19 protein-coding genes are annotated in these 21,673 nt (G+C 60.4%); 2 read left to right on the forward strand and 17 right to left on the reverse strand.

Annotation, left to right across the window (positions count from 1 at the left end):
- Nucleotides 1–22: 22 nt before the first annotated feature.
- The 11 genes from priA to cdaA all read right to left on the reverse strand — a co-directional run bounded on the left by priA (nucleotide 23) and on the right by cdaA (nucleotide 9,163).
- Nucleotides 23–2,476 carry a replication restart helicase PriA gene (priA, locus tag ACEVJL_RS02065; protein WP_374736722.1) on the reverse strand — a complete coding sequence of 818 codons (2,454 nt, stop codon included), beginning with the start codon at nucleotides 2,474–2,476 and terminating at the stop codon, nucleotides 23–25.
- Nucleotides 2,477–2,578: 102 nt separating this feature from the next.
- The gene (rpoZ, locus tag ACEVJL_RS02070; RefSeq protein WP_008980888.1) at nucleotides 2,579–2,782 is read right to left on the reverse strand and encodes a DNA-directed RNA polymerase subunit omega; all 204 of its coding nucleotides are present in this window, start codon (nucleotides 2,780–2,782) and stop codon (nucleotides 2,579–2,581) included.
- On the reverse strand, nucleotides 2,779–3,396 hold the full coding sequence (gmk, locus tag ACEVJL_RS02075; protein WP_235398719.1) for a guanylate kinase: 618 nt from the start codon (nucleotides 3,394–3,396) through the stop codon (nucleotides 2,779–2,781). Before gmk ends, rpoZ begins: the two co-directional genes overlap by 4 nt.
- Nucleotides 3,393–3,656 (reverse strand): extracellular matrix/biofilm regulator RemA, encoded by a 264-nt coding sequence (gene remA, locus ACEVJL_RS02080; RefSeq protein ID WP_008980890.1) that lies wholly within the window; start codon nucleotides 3,654–3,656, stop codon nucleotides 3,393–3,395. The genes gmk and remA overlap by 4 nt, the downstream gene beginning before the upstream one ends.
- A gap of 12 nt (nucleotides 3,657–3,668) precedes the next feature.
- Complete coding sequence (locus tag ACEVJL_RS02085; protein ID WP_374736723.1) at nucleotides 3,669–4,547, reverse strand: YicC/YloC family endoribonuclease; 879 nt, start codon at nucleotides 4,545–4,547, stop codon at nucleotides 3,669–3,671.
- 77 nt (nucleotides 4,548–4,624) lie between these two features.
- Nucleotides 4,625–5,155, reverse strand: coding sequence for a hypothetical protein (locus tag ACEVJL_RS02090; protein ID WP_008980892.1), 531 nt, complete (start codon nucleotides 5,153–5,155; stop codon nucleotides 4,625–4,627).
- A 1-nt stretch (nucleotide 5,156) separates the two neighbouring features.
- Nucleotides 5,157–5,762, reverse strand: coding sequence for a J domain-containing protein (locus ACEVJL_RS02095; RefSeq protein WP_235398717.1), 606 nt, complete (start codon nucleotides 5,760–5,762; stop codon nucleotides 5,157–5,159).
- Nucleotides 5,759–6,631: a DUF5685 family protein gene (locus ACEVJL_RS02100; RefSeq protein ID WP_374736724.1), complete on the reverse strand. Its 873-nt coding sequence runs from the start codon at nucleotides 6,629–6,631 to the stop codon at nucleotides 5,759–5,761. The genes ACEVJL_RS02095 and ACEVJL_RS02100 overlap by 4 nt, the downstream gene beginning before the upstream one ends.
- Nucleotides 6,632–6,641: 10 nt before the next feature.
- Complete coding sequence (locus tag ACEVJL_RS02105; protein ID WP_374736725.1) at nucleotides 6,642–7,058, reverse strand: SoxR reducing system RseC family protein; 417 nt, start codon at nucleotides 7,056–7,058, stop codon at nucleotides 6,642–6,644.
- A gap of 27 nt (nucleotides 7,059–7,085) precedes the next feature.
- Nucleotides 7,086–8,318, reverse strand: coding sequence for a CdaR family protein (locus tag ACEVJL_RS02110; RefSeq protein ID WP_151075944.1), 1,233 nt, complete (start codon nucleotides 8,316–8,318; stop codon nucleotides 7,086–7,088).
- Nucleotides 8,315–9,163: a diadenylate cyclase CdaA gene (gene cdaA, locus ACEVJL_RS02115; RefSeq protein WP_235398714.1), complete on the reverse strand. Its 849-nt coding sequence runs from the start codon at nucleotides 9,161–9,163 to the stop codon at nucleotides 8,315–8,317. Before cdaA ends, ACEVJL_RS02110 begins: the two co-directional genes overlap by 4 nt.
- Nucleotides 9,164–9,524: 361 nt before the next feature.
- On the opposite strand from cdaA, the gene ACEVJL_RS02120 reads away from it, so the two are divergent.
- Nucleotides 9,525–9,893 (forward strand): desulfoferrodoxin family protein, encoded by a 369-nt coding sequence (locus tag ACEVJL_RS02120; RefSeq protein WP_110440446.1) that lies wholly within the window; start codon nucleotides 9,525–9,527, stop codon nucleotides 9,891–9,893.
- Nucleotides 9,894–10,085: 192 nt separating this feature from the next.
- Nucleotides 10,086–12,188: an LTA synthase family protein gene (locus tag ACEVJL_RS02125; protein ID WP_325207433.1), complete on the forward strand. Its 2,103-nt coding sequence runs from the start codon at nucleotides 10,086–10,088 to the stop codon at nucleotides 12,186–12,188.
- A 41-nt stretch (nucleotides 12,189–12,229) separates the two neighbouring features.
- Here ACEVJL_RS02125 and ACEVJL_RS02130 read toward each other — a convergent pair whose 3' ends face one another.
- The 6 genes from ACEVJL_RS02130 to uppS form a co-directional block, all read right to left on the reverse strand.
- Complete coding sequence (locus tag ACEVJL_RS02130) at nucleotides 12,230–16,420, reverse strand: PolC-type DNA polymerase III (protein WP_374736726.1); 4,191 nt, start codon at nucleotides 16,418–16,420, stop codon at nucleotides 12,230–12,232.
- A 26-nt stretch (nucleotides 16,421–16,446) separates the two neighbouring features.
- Entirely contained in the window at nucleotides 16,447–17,484 is a 1,038-nt protein-coding gene (ispG, locus tag ACEVJL_RS02135; RefSeq protein WP_374736727.1) for a flavodoxin-dependent (E)-4-hydroxy-3-methylbut-2-enyl-diphosphate synthase, read from the reverse strand.
- A 205-nt stretch (nucleotides 17,485–17,689) separates the two neighbouring features.
- A complete protein-coding gene (locus ACEVJL_RS02140; protein ID WP_374736728.1) occupies nucleotides 17,690–18,754 on the reverse strand; it encodes a M50 family metallopeptidase in 1,065 nt (354 codons plus the stop codon).
- 39 nt (nucleotides 18,755–18,793) lie between these two features.
- Nucleotides 18,794–19,939: a 1-deoxy-D-xylulose-5-phosphate reductoisomerase gene (locus tag ACEVJL_RS02145; RefSeq protein WP_374736729.1), complete on the reverse strand. Its 1,146-nt coding sequence runs from the start codon at nucleotides 19,937–19,939 to the stop codon at nucleotides 18,794–18,796.
- A gap of 81 nt (nucleotides 19,940–20,020) precedes the next feature.
- Entirely contained in the window at nucleotides 20,021–20,839 is an 819-nt protein-coding gene (locus ACEVJL_RS02150; protein ID WP_020989682.1) for a phosphatidate cytidylyltransferase, read from the reverse strand.
- Nucleotide 20,840: 1 nt separating this feature from the next.
- Nucleotides 20,841–21,587 (reverse strand): undecaprenyl pyrophosphate synthase, encoded by a 747-nt coding sequence (gene uppS, locus ACEVJL_RS02155; protein WP_374736730.1) that lies wholly within the window; start codon nucleotides 21,585–21,587, stop codon nucleotides 20,841–20,843.
- Nucleotides 21,588–21,673: the final 86 nt, after the last annotated feature.

A 21,673-nucleotide genomic window follows, 5' to 3' on the forward strand; every position in this document is an offset into this window, starting at 1 on the left:
GTTCCTCCTTTATCTCATTCCCTTAATAGGGGTTCAAATCTCCGTAAACAGATATGCCCCGGTTCTCCCGGTCCTGATGGGCCTGGGCAATGAGCCGACCCAGCAGCTCCCGCACCGCTCGGCAATTCTTAGTGGACAGAGTCAGCCGGTAGCGGTAACGGTTATTCACCTTGGCCACCGCCGCCGGGGCAGGTCCCAACAGCTCCCACGCCTGGTCAAACCGTCCCAGGGCTCCCTCCAGAGCCTGGCGCAGCTTCACACAGCACCGCAGCACCCCCGTCTCTTCCGGACCGGAAGCGGTAAGGACAAACACATCCCGGAACGGGGGCTCCCGGCGCAGGCGACGCAGCTGAATCTCCTGCTGGTAGAAGTGCTCATAGTCCTGGCGGGCGGCAAAGCGGATGACATCATGGTCGGGGGTGAAGGTCTGGATCACCGCCCGGCCCGTCTTCTCCCCCCGCCCGGCCCGACCCACCACCTGGGTGAGCAGGGAGAAGGTCCGCTCCCCTGCCCGGAAGTCGTCCACGAACAGGGACTGGTCGGCCAGAACCACGCCAACCAGGGTCACATTCTCAAAATCCAGTCCCTTGGCCACCATCTGGGTGCCCAACAGGATGGGTGCTTTGCCAGAGCGGAACTGCTCCAGAATTTTCTCGTGGGAGTGGGCGGCGGTGACGGTGTCTGAGTCCATCCGCAGCACCTCCACCCCGGGAAAACGCTCCTCCAGTTCCTCCTGCACCCGCTGGGTGCCCACGCCGATGAAGTTGAGCTTCCCGCCACAGACAGGACAGGCGTGGGGCAAGGGCTGGGAGAAACCACAGTAGTGGCACATGAGCCGCCCGTTGGCCGAGTGGTAGGTGAGCTTCACCGAGCACCGGGGACACTGGGGCACCTCACCGCACTCCCCGCAGGACACCATGCGGCTGGCTCCCCGGCGGTTAAGAAGCAGGATGGTCTGCTCCCCTCGGGCCAGGTTGTCCCCAATCTCCCGGGCCAGCAGACCGCTGATGGCTCCCCCGTTGCCCTCCCGCAGCTCCTCCTTCAGGTCCACGATATGCACCTGAGGCAGGGCTTTCTGGTTGTAGCGCTGGGTGAGGGTAAATTGGTGGTAAATCCCCTCCCGGGCACTGTACATGGTCTCCACCGCCGGGGTGGCGGATCCCAGAACCAGCAGGGCATTCTCCTGGACACAGCGGTACTTGGCCACGTCCCGGGCGTGGTAGCGGGGGGTGTTCTCCGACTTGTAGCTCCCCTCCTGCTCCTCATCTAATATAAGGAGGGACAGGTTTTGCAGCGGCGCGAACACCGCCGAGCGGGTTCCGATGACTACCCGGGCCTTGCCGCTCCGGGCTCGCTTCCACTCGTCGTACCGCTCTCCGGCGGGCAAAGAGCTGTGAAGAACCGCAATCTCCTGTCCAAAGTGGGCGGCAAACACCCGCAGGAGCTGAGGCGTCAGGGCGATCTCGGGCACCAGAACCAGGGCGCTTCCCCCCCGGTCCAGCACCTGCTGGATGAGGCGGATGTACACCTGGGTCTTGCCGCTGCCCGTCACGCCGTACAGGAGCGCCACGGCGGGCTTTCCCTCCCGGCACAGCCGGTCCAGCCCCTCCAGAGCGGCCTGCTGTTCCTCATTGAGCTCCGGCAAGGGCTTGGGCGGCACGTCGTCCAGCTGGACCCGGCGGAATACCTCCTGCTGCTCCAGGGTGAGGATGCCGCTCTTGGCCAGGGACTTGATGGTGGCCGAGGAGGCTCCGGTGAAGTAACACAATTCCTTGGCGCTGGCCGCACCCAGCTGACAGAGCAGCTCGGTCACCGAGTAGCGCAGAGGTGCAGTCTTTCGCCGAGGAGTGACCAGAGCCATGGCCTCCTCCGAGGGCATGGCCAGCACCGCCAGCTTCTCCGTCTTGTCCCCTACGCCCCGCTGGGCGCTGGTGACGATCTCCGCTGCGCCGCGCTCCACCAGATAGCGTATGGCCGGGGTGGGATCCTTGGGGCCAAAGCCCGCCCGGATCTGCTCCAGTTCCCCCTGGCCCTCCCAGGCCAGCAGCATGTCCACCAGTTTTGTGGCGGCGGCGGAGCCTTGGGCGGCCTCATAGGCCCCCTCCCGGTCCACGGTCAGCTTCACGCAGTCCCGCAGGGCGTAGTAGAGCCCGGCGGGCAGCATGGCCTTCACCGCGTCGTACACAGTACAGAAGTACCGCTCCCGCATCCAAAGAGCCAGCTGGAGACCACGGCGGTCCAGCACCGGCTCCTCGTCCAGAGCGGCGGTGATAGCCTTTAAGCCTCCGCCCGTCTCCTGCTGAGCCAGCGCCAGCACGATACCGTCCGATCCCCGGTTGCCTGCCCCAAAGGGGACCAGCACCCGCATGCCCGGCCGCAGCCGTTCCTCCAAAGCCGCGGGAACCAGATAGTCATAGGGCTTATCGATGGCGTAGACCGCCTTGGATACGGCGACCTTGGCCACGACGCACCCCATGCTTTCTCCCTCCTTGCAAGCCTAAGAAAGGGCGGAACAACGGCGCGCTCCGGTCCATTGCTCCCGCCCTTTCTCCGTTGTGTATTCGGGGCTAGGATAACCTCAGCCCACCTGCTCCAGCCGCTCGTCCAGCTTGCCGTCAGCCACCTCCTGGATGGCAATACTCACCGGCTTGTCGTCCAGAGGCTCTCCGGCGATCTCCGCCTCGCTGGCGATCTCACGGGCACGGCTGGCCACCACATTCACCAGCTGATAACGGCTGGGCACCTTCTTAAGCAGGTCTCTCATAGCAGGATAGAGCATCATAACGCAAAAACTCCTTCATAAATAGATTTCCGGTTCTCCACGCGGCACTCGGCCGAGACGAGAATGGACTCGATCTCAGACACCGCATTGGAAACCTTGTCGTTGATAACCAGATAGTCGTACTTGGAAATTTCCTTTGCCTCCTGGCGGGCCTTCTCCAGCCGTCCCTGGATCACTTCCTCGCTGTCGGTATGACGGCCGTGAAGACGGCGGGAGAGCTCCTCAAAGGAGGGCGGGATAATGAAAATAAACAGGGCGTCGGGGCAGCGGGAGCGGACCTTGGCCGCGCCCTGGACCTCGATGTCCAGCAGCACATCGATGCCGGCGTCCAGCTTCTCCTGGATCACCTTCAAGGAAGTGCCGTAGTAGTTATTGACGTACTCCGCATACTCCAGCAACTCGTCCCGCTGGATCATGCCCTCAAACTCCTCCCGGGAGACGAAGTTGTAGTTCACTCCGTTCTGCTCCCCCACCCGGGGCTGCCGGGTGGTGTAAGAGACGGAGAAATGGATGTTGTTTCGCTGGCCCAGCAGCTCGGCGATCACCGTGCTTTTTCCCACCCCGGAGGGGCCGGAGAGCACGATGAGCTGTCCCTTCTCTTTCTTTCGGATCATTCCGCTTCCTCCTCTGCGTTGTCCTTCTCCCCCGCCGCCCGGTTGGCCACCGTCTCTGGCTGCAGAGCGGAGAGGACCAGATGGTCGTTGTCCATGATGAGCACCGCCCGGGTGCGCCGGCCGTAGGTGGCGTCGATAAGCACGCCCCGGTCCCGGGCCTCCTGGACCATACGCTTGATGGGGGCAGACTCGGGGCTGACAATGGCGATGAGCCGCCCGGCGGAGATCATATTGCCAAATCCAATGTTGATCAGCTTCATGGACCGGCCTCCTTACTCAATATTCTGCACCTGCTCCCGGATCTTCTCGATCTCGGCCTTGATGTCCACCACATGGCGGGCAATATCGATGTCGCTGCACTTGGAGCCGATGGTGTTGGCCTCCCTGTTGAACTCCTGAATGAGGAAGTCCAGCTTGCGTCCGGTGGCTCCTCCCTGCTCCAGCATGTGCCGCAGCTGGCCGATGTGGCTGCGCAGACGCACGGTCTCCTCATCCACCGCCACCTTATCGGCAAAAATGGCCGCCTCAGTGAGGATACGGGCGGGATCCAGCTGGGTGTTGGAGAGCACCTCGTTCATCCGGGCCTCCAGCTTGGCGCGGTACTCGGCCACCGTCTGGGGAGAGCGCTCCTCCACCTTACCCACCAGTTCCTCGATGCGGGCAGCACGGGAGAGCACGTCAGCCTCCAGCCGCGCTCCCTCCCGGGTGCGCATCTGGTCGAAGTCGGCAAGAGCCCGGTCCAGAACGGAACAGATGTCCTGAGCCCGCTGCTCCACATCCTCCTCCGCCTTTTCCGCCAGCAGTACGTCGGGGAACCGGGACAGCAGGGACACGGAGATGTCCTTGGACAGGCCGTAGCGCTCGGCCAGCTGGGTAAGGGCGGCGTAATAGCCGTCGGCCAGGGGCTGGTTCACCGACACCTGGACCTGTTCGCCGCCAGTGGAATCCAGGGTGACGAATACGTCCACCTTTCCCCGGGAAATGGTGTTCTGCACCCGGCTTTTGATGGTCTCCTCCGCAAAGAGGTAGAGCCGGGGCATACGGACGTTGCAGTCCAAGTAGCGGTTATTGACCGAACGCAGCTCCACCGTGATGGTGCAGCCGTTGAGGGTCTCCTCTGCCCGGCCGTAGCCGGTCATACTTTTGACCATGGGGGTCACTTCCTTATGTCATGGATTGTACCCAGTCGTGCGGGAACCAACCCGCCGCCGGAAAAAAGGGGGCCGCCTTACCGTCCCCGTCCGGGACGCAGACGCACCATCACCGCCCCGATGAGGCGGCTCAAACCGATATCGTAGATGAGAAATACCACGTTGCCCACCAGATAGACAAGCCAGGTCTTCTCTCCGATCCACTGGGGCAGCGCAGGAAGGAACAGAGAGCGGAAGACGAACCAGCAGATGCTCAGGGCCAGATTGAGGAAGGCAAACTTTCCAACCCACTCCACCACACGGCTCTTCACGTTCTCCATGCGGCTCTTCACCGTGGGGTACAGCCCCAAAAAGCACAGGTACATCAGGGCCACGCCCTTGTCCGGCAGCAGCAGAAGCCCCAGCACTGAGGCCGCCGCCCAGCACAGAAGGCCCGCCGGACGGCCTGCCGCAATGACTGCTCCAATGGGGAACAGGCCCGCCGCCGCGGTCAGCCCCAGCTTTCCCGTGGGGAAAAAGCAGGCCAGCCACATTACAGCCAGACTGCCCGCGGCCAGTACGCCGCCCAGCGCCGTGCGCCGGGTGGAATCAGACGCCCGCCCGGCCATATCAGTTACATCCTCCGCACAGGCACTGCCAGCACAGCAGAGCGGTACAACAGTCCATGCTGTCGATACCTCCTCCGGAGTTATAAGGCCGGTAGGCCTGGCCGCCACGCTGCATCATGTTCAGGGCCTGACGGTACTCCATATTGCCCGGCTCCATCTGGACGGCCAGGCTGTAATTCTGCATAGCCTCATCCAGCCAGCCCCGGCGGTAGGCGATGCTTCCCCGCAGGAAGTACCACTCGCCTCCGTGCTGAGGCATCTCATCCAGCAGCCGCTCGGCAGTGTTCAGATCCCCCATGTTGATGAGGTTTCGCACCCGGGCGTAGGTAGGGTTGCCGCCATACTGCTGTTGCTGCTGGTAGCCCCCCTGGTAGCCGCCGGAGGAGGTGCCGCTGCTCTGATAGCTTCCGCCTCCCCCGCTGCGCTGCTTCTGAATGGCCTCATAGGCCTCGTTGATCTCTTTCATCTTCTCCTCAGCCAGGTCGGCCAGAGGATTGTCCACGTAGTTGTCCGGATGGTACTTCCGGGCCAGCTCCCGGTAGGCTTTCTTGATCTCCTGATCGCTGGCATTGGAACTGACGCCTAAGACGGTGTAGGGATCTCTCATTGATTCTGTCTCCATATCGTTTGTTTTTGGATCTGCTTCCAGCTGCCCTCAAAGACAGCCCGCTGTACCAGAGGCAGGCCCAGGTACAGGATATTCTCAATTACCGGCCAGCGACTGCCGAAGGACAGCAGCTGAGCGGCGGAATACATGCGGTTCAGGGAGTGATTCAGAGTGCGCTCCAGGGCCTCCCGGTCCCCCTGAGGGCCAAAACGGGCGGCCACCGGGTTATAGCGTGCCGCCTGGGCATCCTCCTCCAGGTCATCCTGGGCATCGATCAAATAGATCCACCGCCCCAGGTGGTAGAGAAGCTCCTCCAGCGGCCGATCCCGGAGGGGATCGCCGGTAGAGGGTGCCGCCGCCTGGAGCAGGCGGGCAAAGGTGTCCGCCGTGCGGTCGATAGAGGGGCAGTTCTCCCTCTCCAGGGCGCTCAGCTCTCCCAGCCGCTCCCCCACCGTCCGGTCAAAGTCGGGACAGTGCCGGGCCGCTTTTCGGTAGGAGCGCCGCAGCAGTACAGACAGCCCCCGGGCGGGCAGGCCCTTCCAGAACCCCTCGTCCTGGATCTTGTCCCGCAGCTGCCACCAGGTAAGGATCACACTCTCATCGGCCGCCAGCTCCAGAGCCGGGCTGGCAGGACACATGGTCTTTTTTAATACAGGATGGACCGAGCAGCGCTTCCGGCAGGGGGCGTAAGGCTCCTCCTCCGGGGTGAGCAACAGGGCCAGAAAGGTAAAGTCATAGTTGAGAAACCAGGTGGACGTCCAGCCGCACCGCTCCTTCATGCACCGGCACAGCCCGCAGTAGGCGGCCCGGTACAGATCAAAGTCCCGGCACTTCAGTTCGTCCCGCACCGGCCTGACATAGCCGAACATGACCGGTTCCTCAGAACTGGCGCAGGATGGTAAACTCCGGTTCCTGCCGGCGGGTCACCGCCCGGTTCACCAGCACGGCGGGCAGGAAGCCCACCACCAGTCCCAACCCGGCCATACCAACCGAGGGCATTTCACTCATTCCCAGTGCCTTGCCCAGCAAATAACCCAGGACCAGGAACACACAGGGAATGGCGAAGATCAGCAGGGCGATGCCGATGGAGCTGCCCGAGGTGGCCTCTACCTCCACCCGCTCTCCCGGCTTGGCTCCGATGGGGTTGCTGGCCAGAGCCAGGATCTCCCCCTTGGGCTTCTGCATGCAGCCGGCGCAGTCTCCTCCGCAGCTCAATCCGCACTCCACCTGGCGCAGGAGAGAGACCTCCACTACGCCGGAGCGCACTTCTTTTTTTACGATGGCACTTTGATTCATGATGCTGTTCTGCCTCCAGAAATAATGCTAGATCTTTTTGATGTTGACCACAATTTTATATTCTCCAATGACGCCCACCTCATCGCTTGCGTTGAGATAGACGGTCACCGGCACGGAATTGGTGCCTGTGGCAGTGATTTTGGACATATCAGCCACGATCCAAACCTGATTGGGGTCCACCTGCTCCAGGGCGCTCTCGCTGCCTCGGATGACGATGGTGCGGGTCTGGGTCACCTTTTCCACAGAGTACCCATCGGGTACGTTGGCAATCTCAATATTGGACACATCCAGAGACCGGGTGGACAGTCCCTTAATGGTGACGGTCACCTGAGCCTCGGTGATCCCCGAGGCGTTGTCCAGCGCCGAGGAGAGACGGATGGGCATGGTGATAACGCTGGTATCCAGCACGGTGGACAGGTCGATGCTGCCCAAAGAGATCTCGGTGAGGCCGGCCACCGCGTCCTCGGTGCCGATGACGTTGATGGTCTTGGGCTGGATGTCCACCTCCACATCTCCGTCGCCGGTGGCGCCGCCGCCGGGAATGAAGCTTACGGTCAGAGGTACCTCCTTCATAACTCCCACCGGCAGCGTCAGGTAGGCAGTCTCCTCACTCAGGCTGATATTGGTATCAGTAAGCGGCTCGTCATTCTCATCCAGCAGGGTGATGGGCAGGCGTCCGGAGTAGCTCTGTTTCAAGCCGTCCGCCTCCAGGATCACCACGGCCCGGCTGACCTGAGCCAGCTGCTCCGCTGTGCCGCTGAGCTCCACGGTCTCCGGATCGAAGACAGGGGTGCCGGCCTGATAGCCGTCGGCTACGCTGCCCTCCAGCTTCAGTTCCAGCGTCTTGGTCTCGGTGGACAGGTTATCGATGACTACGGTAACGATCTGGGCCGAGTCGGGGAAAAATGCGCCGGTGGTATCAATATTGCTGGGCAGCTTGGGGGTACAGGCCAGCTGATACTCCCCCGGCTCCGAACACTGGGACACATCCACCGTGGCGGTAATGTTCTCCCGGCTCAGATCGTTGTGGACACTGATGGGAGCGTTCACGGTAATATTCACTGTTTTCTGAGATATGGAGGCCACGGTCAGCCCCCGCTCCTCCAGCACCCGCTCACCGGACACCTGGATCTCGATGCCGTAATAGGTGCCATCCTGAGTGGGGTTCTCTACGTCCCGGATATACAGCCATACCAGCACTGCCAGCAGGATCGACAGGAGGATGTAGAACGACCGGCTATCACGCAAACGGTTGATCATTTTTCTTCCTCCTCTTTCTTCCACCGGGCAAACAGGTTGGTCAGCATCTGCATGGCAGCTCGGTTCTTCTCCTCCCCGCTTCCGTCGTCGGCCAGCAGCTCATTGCGCAGCAGCCGCTCCAAGGTCTCGGGAGCCAGATGGCGCTTGAGCATGCCGCCTACGGCCGCGGAGATGGAGCCCGTCTCCTCCGAGACGATGACCACCACGGCGTCGGAGTGCTCGCTCATGCCGATGCCGGCGCGGTGGCGCATGCCCAGGTCCCGGCTCAGATTGGTGTTGCCCGACAGGGGAAGCATACAGCCCGCACCAACGATCCGGCCGTCCCGGACGATCACCGCTCCGTCGTGGAGAGGCGCCTTGTTCCAAAACAGATTTTTCAGCAGTTCACTGGAGATGGAGCAGTCCAGGGCGGTACCGGTCTTGATCACATCATCCAGAAGATTTTTCCGCTCAAAGACCATCAGCGCCCCCACCTTGTCCTTGGACATGGAGGTGTAGGCCTCCACCGTCTGGGTGATGGCGGTATCGATATCATGAAGCGGCAAAGGACGGGATGTGGAAAATACATCGGTGAGCTTTCCGCTGCCCATCCGCTCCAAGGCCTGACGCAGCTCGGGCTGGAACAGGATGACCAGCATCAGGATGCCCCACTCCACCACTTTGTTCAGCAGGTACCCCGTGGCCGTCAGCCGGAAGCCATAGGCCAGGCACAGCGCCAAAATCAGCACCGTGATGCCTCGCAGCACCCGCCCGGAGCTGGTCTTGCGCATCAGCCACAGGGCCTTATAGATGACCAGGGAGAGGATGGCCACATCGACAAGATCCTTCACCTTGATGGTGCTCAAAATCGGGATCTCCTCCTGAAAGAAGCTGAATATGGTCTGCAACAACACTGATCTCCCCTTTTCCACCGGGCATTGGCCGCCCGGCGCCGCAAAACAAAATAAGGCAAATAGACAGATACGCTTATCTTAGTTATTATACGATATTCCACCTCCAATGGCAACCTTATTTGGCCATGGAAGAATGAAAATTTCATGAATTTTCCCTTCAAATTTTCTCCTAAACGCACACTGCGCCCCCACAATTTTTCTGCCGCCGCAGCCATCCCATCATTGACTTCCGCCCTGCTTCCACGTATAATTTTTCTATCCGGAGACAAGCTGTCTGACAGACTTTGTCCCAACTGTGCAGGAGGTATTCCCTATGAAATTTTATGTCTGTGAACACTGCGGCAACATTGTCACTTTCCTCAACAACACCGGCGTGCCCGTTATGTGCTGCGGGCAGAAAATGACCGAGATCGTCCCCGGCACCACGGATGCCGCCGTGGAGAAGCACGTCCCCGTCATCAGCGTCAACGGCAGCGCTGTCACTGTAAAGGTGGGCTCCGTGGAGCACCCCATGATCCCCGAGCACTTTATCCAGTGGATCGCCCTGGAGACCAAGCAGGGCCAGCAGATCAAGCACCTCACTCCCAACGACAAGCCTCAAGCTGTCTTTGCCCTGGCCGAGGGCGATGAAGTGGTTGCTGCCTACGCCTACTGCAACCTCCACGGTCTGTGGATGGCCTAAGCTTCGTGCTCATCCGTTTTGCCCGCGGACCTTACCGGTCCGCGGGCTTTTTTGTAACCAACCGGCATTTTTTGTAACCGGATTTAAAGAATTTCTTTCTTGGTTTCCCTCCTGCCCCATGGTATAATCCGCTTACGTTAACATCCGGTAAAATATGTGTTACCGGTTTTTCAAAAAACAGGAGGACCCTCTATGCAACTGCCCCATCTTCATCCCTACCAGGGCCAGCACTGCGCGCCGCCGCCCCCCCGGCCCAAGCTCCCCGCCTGGACTCTGGAGCTGTACCTCCCCCTTCTGCTGGTCTATCTGGAGGTTGTCCTGCACTTGGCCACCGGGAACGCCATGACCTATTTCCCCATCTACCTTCTCTTCTCCCTGTCGGCTGGAAGTCTGCTGGCGCTGCTGCCCATCCTGCTCCCCCCGCTGGCCGGCCGCATCCTTACGGTGCTGCTGTCGTTCTTACTTACTCTGCTGTTTGCCGCTGAACTCATTGCCAAGCATACTCTCCAGGCCTACTACCCCCTCAGCACTCTGGAGACCGCGGCCGGCAACCGTTTGAGCGACTATGCAGGAGTGATCCTTCCTGCCACTGCCGCAGCCCTTCCCCTGTTGCTTCTCTTCTTTTTACCCACCCTCCTGCTGTGGCCTCTGTTTCGGTGGGGACTGGCCCAGGGACAGCCCCCACGCCGGGGTGCGGCTATCTTTGCCGCCGCTGCTGTGGCCTTTCATCTGTTGGGGCTGGCCGTGGTCCACGCTCCGTGGCCGGGAGATCTGACTCCCGCCAAGCTCTACCGCTCCGACACAAACTTCGACGACCAGGTGGAGCAGCTGGGGCTGGTGACCATGCTGCGCCTGGACGTCAAGCACATGCTCTTCCCTGCCAAGGCCGGGCTGGACTCCGACTTTGATGGTCTGGATGGTCTGGACAGCTCGGGAGATGGCTCCGGCGGGGACACTTCCGCGGTGGAGGAACAGCCCGTGATAGACACCTCTCCCAACGTAATGGATGTGGACCTGGAGTCTCTCGCCGCCAACGCCCCCAATGAGGACGTTTCCTGGCTGGCCAACTACTTCAGCAGCGCCTCCCCCACCCGAAAAAATGAATACACCGGCATGTTTAAGGGGTACAACGTCATCCAGCTGGTCATTGAGGGGTTCTCCGGCTACGCCATCGACCCGGAGCTGACTCCCACCCTTTATAAGCTGGCCAACGAAGGCTTTGTGTTCAACAACTACTACACCGCTCTGCACTACACCAGCACCTCCAACGGAGAGTGTCAGACCCTGCTGGGCCTCTACCCCAAAAACGGCAACCCCATCACCATGAAGCGCACCGGGGTGCTGGGCACCAACGCCTACTTTTCCTTAGCCCAGCAGCTGGGCCGGGAGGGCTATCAGGTTCTGGGCTACCACGGAAACTATGACATGTATGGCCGTCAGGCCTCCCACACCAACCTGGGCTACACCTGGAAACAGTTCGGTACCGGCCTGGACGTGGACACCACCTCCAGCGGCGAGATCGCCTGGCCCGCCCGGGACACTCAGGTCATCGAAAACAGTGTAGATGACTACATCAATAGCGACCAACCCTTCCACGTCTACTACCTGACCATCAGCGGACACATGCCCTATTCCAACAACCGCATCGTCCAGCCCTACCTGGACCAGGTACGCGCACTGCCTTATAGCCAGACCACCCAGAACTACATGGCCACCGTTATGGAGGTAGACCGTGCCTTGGAGCTGCTGCTGCAAAAGCTGGAGGAGGCAGGCAAGCTGGACAAGACTCTCATCATCGCCACCGGGGACCATATCCCCTACTCCAACGCCGGGGTACTGGAGGAGCTATCGGGCCGCACCTTCGGCAGTTCCAAGGATCTGGAGGCCCTCAATGAGTCGGCCATCGACTTTGACGTGTACAAAAACACCCTCATTCTCTGGTCGGCCAGCATGGAGGAGCCGGTGCAGGTAGACAAACCCTGCTGCCAGGTAGATATCCTCCCCACCGTCTCCAATCTGCTGGGACTGGAGTATGACAGCCGGATGCTCTCCGGCCGGGACATCCTTTCCGACAGCGAGGGGTTAGTGATTTTCACCTCCCGCAGCTGGCGCAGCGACCGCGGTTTTTATAACCGCTACACCCAGACCTTTACCCCCGCGGAGGGGGTGACCATGACCCAGGAGGAGCAGGAACAATATGTGTCCACCATGAAAAAGCTGGTGGAATATAAACTGGCCTGCACCCCCATGATCGTGGAAAACGATTTTTATAATCTCCTATTTCCCCGGGAATAAGCAAAAGCCTCAGAATCCAATGGATTCTGAGGCTTTTTACATCAAAACATGGAAAACAGGTTTAGCTGGCTGGTCTCCGGCAGGTCGCCGAAGGCCCCTGCTTCCTTCAATAGCTCGATATGGGTCTTGGACACCTTGGGACAGGCAGCGGCGACCTCCTCGATGGAGATAAAATTCTTTCCCTTGCGCTGCTCTGCCAGAGAGATGGCCGCCGTCTCACCCAGGCCAGCCACCGACACAAAGGGCGGGATGAGGGCGTTATTTTCCAGGTCCATCTTAAAGTGGATGGCGTCGGACTGGTAGATATCCATACGCCGGAAGGTAAATCCCCGGAGATAGAACTCGTAGCAGACCTCCAGGGTAGTGAGCATGTCCTGCTCCACGGCGGAGGCCTCCTTGTCCTTGGCGATGATTTCCCGCATCTTCTTCTGGCACACGTCCATGCCCCGGCACATGTAGGCCTCATCAAAGGCTTTGGCGCGGATGGAGAAGTAGGCGGCATAGAAGGCCAAGGGCCGGTGGACCTTGAACCAGGCGATACGGAAAGCCATCATCACGTAGGCCACGGCGTGGGCCTTGGGGAACAGATAGGCGATCTTTTTACAGGAACCGATATACCACTCGGGCACCCCATGCTCCCGCAGCTCGTCCTCGGCCCCCTCAGGCAGTCCCCTGCCCTTACGTACCGCCTCCATGATCTTGAAGGAGCGCTTGGGGTCCATGCCCTTGGAGATCAAAAACAGCATGATATCGTCACGGCAGCCGATGGCCTCGCTGACCTTAGCGGTGCCGGAGGTGATGAGGTCCTTGGCGTTGCCCAGCCACACGTCGGTACCGTGGGAGAAGCCGGACAGCCGCACCAGGATATCGAACTGGTCGGGCTGGGTGTCCTCCAGCATGCCGCGGACAAAGCTGGTGCCAAACTCCGGGATGGCGGTACCTCCCGTGGGACCCAGGATCTTGTCGTTCTCATAGCCCAGGGCCTTGGAGGACTGGAAGATGGACATGGTATCTTTGTCGTCCAGGGGGATATCGGTACGGGCGTTCACCCCGGTGAGGTCCTCCAGCATACGGATCATGGTGGGATCATCGTGTCCCAGCATGTCCAGCTTCAGGAGGTTACTCTCCATGGAGTGATATTCGAAATGGGTGGTGACAATGTCGCTGTTGGGGTCGTCGGCGGGGTGCTGGACGGGACAGAAGTCGTAGATCTCCTTGTCCTGAGGGATGACCACCATGCCGCCGGGGTGCTGTCCCGTGGTGCGCTTGACGCCGGTGCAGCCGATGGCCAGACGGTTCTCCTCCGCCTTAGAGGCCATCTTTCCCCGCTCATCCAGGTACTTTTTCACGTAGCCAAAGGCGGTCTTTTCCGCCACGGTGCCGATGGTACCGGCACGGAACACGTGGGTCTGTCCGAAGAGCTCAAAGGTATATCTGTGGGCGCTGGACTGGTATTCGCCGGAGAAGTTCAGGTCAATATCGGGCACCTTGTCGCCGCCGAAGCCCAGGAAGGTTTCAAACGGGATGTTGAAGCCATCCTTCATATAGGGCGTACCGCAGATGGGGCACACCGCGTCGGGCATGTCCGCTCCGCAGCCGTAGGGGTGGGCGGGATCCTGGGCGTAGTCAAAGTCGGAGTGCTTACACTTGGGACAGCGGTAATGGGCGGGCAGGGAGTTTACCTCGGTAATGCCCGACATAAAGGCCACCAGAGAGGAACCTACCGATCCACGGGAGCCCACCAGATAGCCGTGCTCCAGGGAGTTCTGCACCAGCTTCTGGGCGGACATGTAGATGACGTCGTATTTACAGCGGATGATGTCGCCCAGCTCCACGTTAATGCGGTCTACCACGATCTGAGGGGGCTCGTCGCCGTAAAGCTCATGTGCTTTCCCCCAAACCAGGCGCTTCAGTTCTCCGTCGGAGTCCTCCAGTTTGGGGGCGAACAGGCCCTGGGGCAGCGGCTTGATGGGATCACACCAGTCGGCAATCAGGTTGGTGTTCTTCACCACCACCTCGTAGGCCTTCTCCTTGCCCAGATAGGCAAACTCCTGGAGCATCTCGTCCGTGGTTTTAAAGTAGATGGGCAAGGCCTCGTCCGCATCCTCAAAGCCCTTGGAGGCCAGCAGGATGTGGCGGTAGATCTCGTCCTCCGGGTCCAGGAAGTGGACGTCGCCGGTGGCGCACACCGGCTTACCCAGCTCCTCCCCCAGCCGCACCACGGTGCGGTTGAAGTCCCGCAAATCCTCTTCCGAGTGCACCATGCCCTTGCGGAGCATGAACATGTTATTGCAGATGGGCTGGATCTCCAAAAAGTCGTACCAGGAGGCAATGCGCTTGAGCTCCTCCCAGTCCTTGTCCGCCGTCACCGCCTGGAACAGCTCGCCCGCCTCGCAGGCTGAGCCGATGATGAGCCCCTCCCGGTTCTCGTTGATCACTGACTTAGGCATGATGGGGTAGCGTTTGAAGTGCTCCAGGTGGGCCAGGGAGATAAGCTTGTAGAGATTGCGAAGCCCCGTCTGGTTTTTGGCCAGCACGATAAGGTGCTTGGGCTGCCGCCGGGCCTTTCCGCCTTTGCGCAGCTTGGGCATGGCGGCGTTGATGTCCTCCAGACGGTGGACCCCCATAGCCTCCAGCTTCTCAAAGAAGGGAGGCAGCATATAGGCCACCGTGGCCGCATCATCGCTGGCCCGGTGGTGGTTAAAGGCGGGTAGCTGGAGGTACTCGGCCACAATGTCCAGCTTATACTTGCCCAGCTCCGGCAGCAGGTTCTGGGCCAAAATCAGACTGTCAATGGAGGGATTGGTAAAAGGGATCCCGTATTTCCGGCAGCCGGTGGAGATAAAGCCCATGTCAAACTCCGCGTTGTGAGCGGCCAGAGGCCGGTCCCCCACGAAGTCCAAAAAGGCCCGCAGGGCCTCCTCCTGAGAGGGAGCTCCCACCAGCATCTCGTCGGTGATGCCGGTGAGGTGGATGATCTCCGGGCTGAGAATACGCCCGGGGGCTACGAAGGTATTAAAGGTTTCAGTAACCTCTCCGTTTTTCAGCACTGCCGCGCCGATCTCGATGATGACCTCCCGGCGCTTGTCCAGGCCGGTGGTCTCAATATCAAAGCAGACGATTTCCTGGGAAAAATCCTGGCAGGGCTGACCGTGGACCACCACCCGGTCGTCCACATCGTTGATGAAGTAGGCCTCCACGCCGTAGAGCAGCTTGATATTTTTCGCCGAATGCCAGGCATCCGGGAAAGACTGGGCTACACCGTGGTCGGTGATGGCGATAGCCCGGTGGCCCCAGGCCTCCGCCCGCTTCACTACATTTCTCTCCGGTCCCAGCTTGGGTCCCACAGCAGTGAGGGCGTCCATGGCCGACATGGTGGTGTGCAGATGGAGTTCCACCCGCTTCTCCGGGGCGTTGTCCATGCGCATTTCTTTCTTCCCCGCCATCACGGCCACCGGCTCCAGCACCATATCGCCGTAGAAGCGGTCCATATTCAGCCGCCCCTGAATGACAAGGTGCATGCCTTTCTTTATCCCGTCCACCAAGGGTTTCGCCTCGTCAGCCTGAGGGAAGAACTTGCTCACCCGGATGGAGCTGGTGTAGTCGGTAACGTCAAAGGCCACCACCCAGGAGTTGCGCTTTTTCAGCTCCCGGTTCTCGATGGCGAACACGTCGCCCTCGATGACCACCATGCCCATGTCCAGCTCCAGTTCCCCGATGGGCACCGGAGCGCGCTTGATGACCTTGCCGAAGATGGCCCGGCCATTGTCCTTCTTCTCCCCTTTTTTCCCGGAGGCGGAGGGCGCGGCACGTTTCACTTTTTTCAGCGCGGCGGCACGGATGGCCTCCGCCCGGGCAAAGGCGTCCTGGGGCTCCTGGGGCTTTTGCGGCTGGGCAGAAGCGGCCGCAGGCTGCTCCTCCTGCGCTTTGGGCGCTTCGGTCTGAGGTGCAGGAGCAGGTTGAGGCACCTCCGGCTCAACCGCCTTCGGCTTCTCTTCTGTAATGGGCTTTAGCTTTACAGAGTTTAGCCCGTAGCATCGGGCCACCACCTCCTCCGCCTGGGCAATGAGGTTGGGCCCGGCACCGCTGGCCCCCTCCACCGTCACCACCGCGCTGCGGGTCTTCCGGTCGATGGCGGCCTCTACAATCAGCCACCCCTCCATGGCGTTGACAAACTCCTGCCACTGGTTCAGGGCGGCGAACATCTCTAAAAAGGGTATCTTTTGGGACATTGCGCCTCTCCTTTGTGTTTCTGCGATTACAGGGTATCGATGAGGGCGAACAGCTCGTCCACCAACTGGTCCTGGGGCACCTTCTTGATGATCTGGCCCTTCTTGAACAGCAGGCCCTCCCCTACGCCGCCGGCGATGCCGCAGTCGGCGGCGCTGGCCTCGCCGGGACCGTTGACCACGCAGCCCATGACCGCCACGGTGATGGGCTTGTCCACGATCTTGAGCCGCTCCTCCACCTCCCCGGCTAGCGAGATGAGATCAATGCGGGTGCGCCCGCAGGTGGGACAGGACACCAGCTCGGCCCCCTCTTTGCGGATGCCCGCCGCCTTCAGGATGTCCCGGGCGGCATAGACTTCCTCCACCGGGTCAGCGGACAGGGACACCCGCATGGTGTCGCCGATGCCCAGAGCCAGCAGACCTCCGATGCCCACGGCGGATTTCAGGGTGCCCATGCGGACGGTGCCAGCCTCGGTCACTCCAATATGTAAAGGATAATTGCTTTCCTGCGACATGATCTGATAGGCTTTCATGGTCATGGGCACGCTGGAGGATTTCAGCGACACACAGATATCGTCAAAGTCAAATTTGTTCAGCAGTTTGATGTGGCCAAAGGCGGACTCCACCATGGCCTCCGGGCACACGCCGCCGTACTTGGCCAGCAGGGGCTTCTCCAAAGAACCGCCGTTCACGCCAATACGGATGGGGATGTTCTTCTGGCGGCAAGCGTCGGCCACCGCCTTCACCCGGTCCTCGCTGCCGATGTTGCCCGGGTTGATGCGCACCTTGTCCGCTCCGGCAGCAATGGCCTCTAGGGCCAGCTTGTAGTCGAAGTGGATGTCCACCACCAGGGGCAGAGGACACTGCTCCTTGATCTTTCCCACTGCCTTGGCCGCCGCCATGTCGGGCACGGCCACCCGGATGATCTCACATCCCGCGGCGGCCAGCTCCCGAATCTGGCGCAGGGTAGCCTCCACGTCGTCGGTGCGGGTATTGGTCATAGACTGGATGGACACCGGCGCACCGCCACCCACCAGGACGTTGCCTACTTTGATCTGCTTGGTCATCTGTCTTCCTCCTCCCCCAGGGGTGTTACCCCTGGACCCCACCCGCTTTTTGTAAAAAGCGGGGCAAAAACTTTTGCGTGCAACATTTCATGTTGCACAGGTTATATACTTTGCCAGTCTGCAAGAACCGCCGGAAGCAAACCGAAGGTTTGCGCGAAAGCTCTTTTGGTCCTTTTCTCTCGAGAAAAGGACCAAAGAAAAGGACTTAGCGGGCGATGATCTTGCCGATGTCGCTGAAGGTGACCATCAGCATCAGGGTCATCAGGGCTGCCAGCCCGGCAAGATGGACATACCCCTCATACTTGGCGTCAATTTTTCTCTTAAACAGGGCAAACAGCACCCCGTTGAGCAGCAGGAAAAATACCCGGCCGCCGTCCAGAGCAGGCAGAGGTAGCAGGTTCATGACCGCCAGGTTTACCGCGATCAGCGCCGCCAGCCACAGCAGATTCTGGATGGCCGCACCCACGCTGGCCGACTGGCTGCCCACCTGAGACATGGTGTCCACGATGCCCACCGGGCCGGACAGGTCTTTAATGCCTACCGCGCCCCGTACCAGGTCGCCAAGACTCACCCACACAAGACGCACATAGTCCAGCGTGGTATTCCAGCTGTAAATCAGTTTGGTACCCAGACCGGCGGGCAATACCTGAGCACCGATGGTGATCCCACGGTAGTTGGTGGTGTTGCCCTCCTCATCGGTACGCTCCTGCCGGGGCAGGGAGACATTGTCCAGATATACCTTTTCGCCGTCGCGCTCCACCACCAGGTCCATGGTGTCCCCCGCCCGGCTCATATAGAACTGGGCATTGCCGTAGGTCAGCACCTTGTGGCCATCCACCGACAGAAAACGGTCGCCCTCCTGGAGTCCGCAATCCTCGGTACCGTAGCCCTCCATGGCCCCGGAGTAGACCTCCTGGTAAAAGCCCTGGGCGGGAGCATACAGGGCCAGGACGATGATCAGGCCGGTAAGAAAGTTCATAAAGGCGCCCGCCACCAGCACGATCACCTTTTTCCAGGCTGCCGCGTTGCCAAAGGCCCGGGGGTCGTCCGACTCCTCGTCCTCCCCCTCCATGGCGCAGTAGCCGCCGATGGGCAGCAGGCGAAGGCTGTAAAGTGTTTCGCCTTTCTCCCGTTTAAACAGAGCGGGTCCCATGCCAATGGAGAACTCATTGACCCGGATGCCAAAGAGTTTTGCGGTGATGAAGTGACCGAATTCGTGTACGGCGATGAGCACGCCGAACATGAGGATAGCGACAAGAATATAGACCATAGGACCTCCAAAATAAGCAGCCAGAAATTAGGGGTTTCGTCACACAGACAGTACAGCCTCCCGGGCGGCGGCATCAGCCTCCAGCACCTGAGTCATGGAGGGATCAGCAATCACCTTCACCTGCTCCATAGCCCGACGCACCCGATCTGCAATATCCAAAAAGCCGATCTTGCCCTCCAGGAAGAGGGCCACCGCGGCCTCATTGGCGCCGTTGAGGATGGCTCCCGCGGTGCCGCCGGTCTTTGCCGCCTCCAGAGCCAACGCCAGGCACTGGAAGGTCTCCGTGTCAGGCCGGGCAAAGGTGAGAGGGCCGCAGCTGCACAGATCCAGCGGTGTGGCGGGACCCGCTACACGCTCCGGCCAGGTGAGGGCGTACTGGATGGGCAGACGCATGTCCGGCGTACCCATCTGGGCAATCATTGCGTTATCACAGTATTCCACCAGGGAGTGAATGATACTCTCCCGATGCACTACAATGGAAATTTTCTCCGGGGGCATCTGGTAGAGGTGCATGGCCTCGATAAACTCCAGGCCCTTATTCATCAGAGTGGCGGAGTCCACCGTAATCTTTGCACCCATGGACCAGTTTGGATGCTGTAAGGCATCTTCCCTTGTCATACCTTCCAGTTCCTTGCGTGTCTTACCAAAAAAGGGGCCTCCGGAACAGGTCAGGATCAGACGCTTCACCTCTCCCCTGTCCTTGCACCCCTGGAGGGACTGAAACAGGGCGGAGTGTTCCGAGTCCACCGGCAGGATCTTGGCTCCGTAGTCCCGGGCCTCCTCCGTCACCAGCTGTCCGGCACACACCAAAGTCTCCTTATTGGCCAAAGCAATGCGCTTGCCTTCCCGGATAGCGGCCATGGTGGGACGCAGACCCACCATACCTACCACGGCGGTGATCACCGTGTCGGTCTTGGGCAGCTCGGCCGCCTCTAGCAGGCCCTCCAGTCCCCCGGCCACCCGCACCGGAGTGTCGGCCAGGCGAACCTTCAGGTCAGCGGCAGCCTGTTCATCCATCATCACCGCCAGTTCCGGCTGGAACTGCCGGGCTTGCTCCTCCATCCGCGCCACATTGGAGTTGGCGGTAAGGGCGCCCACTTTCATGCCGCAGGCCTGGATCACCTCCAGAGACTGCCGGCCAATCGAACCGGTGGAACCCAGCAGGGAAATACAGCAGGATCTCATTTGGTTACACTCCTTTCGTTCCAGGGCACAGCCCCGATGAAAAAAACGGCGCGCGAAGTCCCCTTCGCGCGCCGCGGCAGATCAAAATGCGGGGATCAGCGATACCAGGATCAGCAAGGTGGGGGCGGCAAAGGTCATGGAGTCGAACCGATCCAGCATACCTCCGTGGCCGGGCAGCAGGTCACCATAGTCCTTGATGCCAAACTGCCGCTTGATGAGGGAAAAGGACAGGTCGCCTACCTCGGTCACCGCACTGCCGATGAGGCCATATACTGCCATAATGGGCAGAGAAACCGTCAACCCGGCAAACTGCTGCAGAATCACGCCGTAGAGCAGCAAGAAAATACCGCCGGACAGGATGCCGCCGATGTAGCCCTCCAGGGATTTGTTGGGGCTGACCTTGGTGATGCCCCGGTGCTTACCCAGGAACACGCCGGCAAAATAGGCTCCGGCATCGGTAAGAAATGCGCAGATCACAGGCAGCAGCACCAGGTACTGGCCGTGGTCCATGCACTTGAGCTGTACCAGGGCAGACAGGCACATGGGGATCACCAGCCCCCCAAACATGCACATGAACACGTCCTCCACCCGCACAGCCCGCTCCTCGTCATACAGACGGATAGCGATGCCGAACAGGGTCAGCATCAAAAATACTGCCGCCATGGGAACCACCAGGTACCCAAGTCCCAGCCAGCAGCCAACCGGAATGGCGGCAGCAGCCAGGGCGGTGAAGAAGTACATACCGTTGTGGTGGGCCACCTTGGTAGCCCGCAGCAGTTCAAAAGATGCCATGGCGCAGATTGCGGCCATCAACGCCGCCAGCCAGATGGAGTCCAGGAAAAACAGGACCACAAAAAACAGGGGCGCCAACACCACGGCCACGATAATCCGTGTCAGCAAGTCATACACCTCCAAACCGGCGGGAACGGCCCTGGAAGGCCGCGATGGCCTTGTGCAGCTCCTCCTTGGAGAAGTCGGGCCACAGCACGTCGGTGAAGTAAAATTCTGCATAAGCGGACTGCCAGAGCAGGAAGTTGGACAGCCGCAGCTCACCGCTGGGCCGGATGACAAGATCAGGGTCGGGCACTCCACGGGAGAAGAGGTAGTCGGAAAACTCGCTCTCCCCCAGATGGTTGGGGTCGGCCTTTCCCTCCAGGCAGTCCTGAGCATAGGCCCGGGCTGCTCGCAGCAGCTCGTCCCGACCGCCGTAGTTGAGGCAAATGTTTACCTGGCAGCCGTCGTAGTGCTTGGAGATCTCCCGGGTGCGCTCACACAGCTCCCGCAGTTCCGGGGTGAGGGGCGACAGATCGCCGAAAAACTCCATCTTCACCCGATCCCGCTCCATACGGCCGATGGCCTCCAGCAGATACTTCTTCAAAAGGCCCATGATGGCCCCCACCTCTTCCGCGGGCCGTTTCCAGTTTTCCGTAGAAAAGGCGTAGACGGTGAGGTAGTCCAGGCCGATGTCCTTACAGTAGGTGGCGATGGTGCGGAAGTTCTCCGCGCCGGCAGCGTGGCCGGCGGTGCGGGGCAGCCCCCGCTTTTTGGCCCAGCGCCCATTGCCATCCATAATAATGGCAATGTGCCGGGGCAGATGGTCAAAATCCACCTGGACCTGACGGTCCTCTTTGGATTTAAAAAAAGCCATAACTTCTATTCCTTCCCGCAGCGTTGAGGGAATCTCCCAAAAGCAGGCAAAATGCAGAAGGGAGTGCTCCTTTCTGCATCTTGCCG

Origin of the sequence: Flintibacter porci (genome assembly GCF_041925195.1) — a bacterium.
Classification (GTDB): Bacteria; Bacillota; Clostridia; order Oscillospirales; family Oscillospiraceae; genus Lawsonibacter; species Lawsonibacter porci.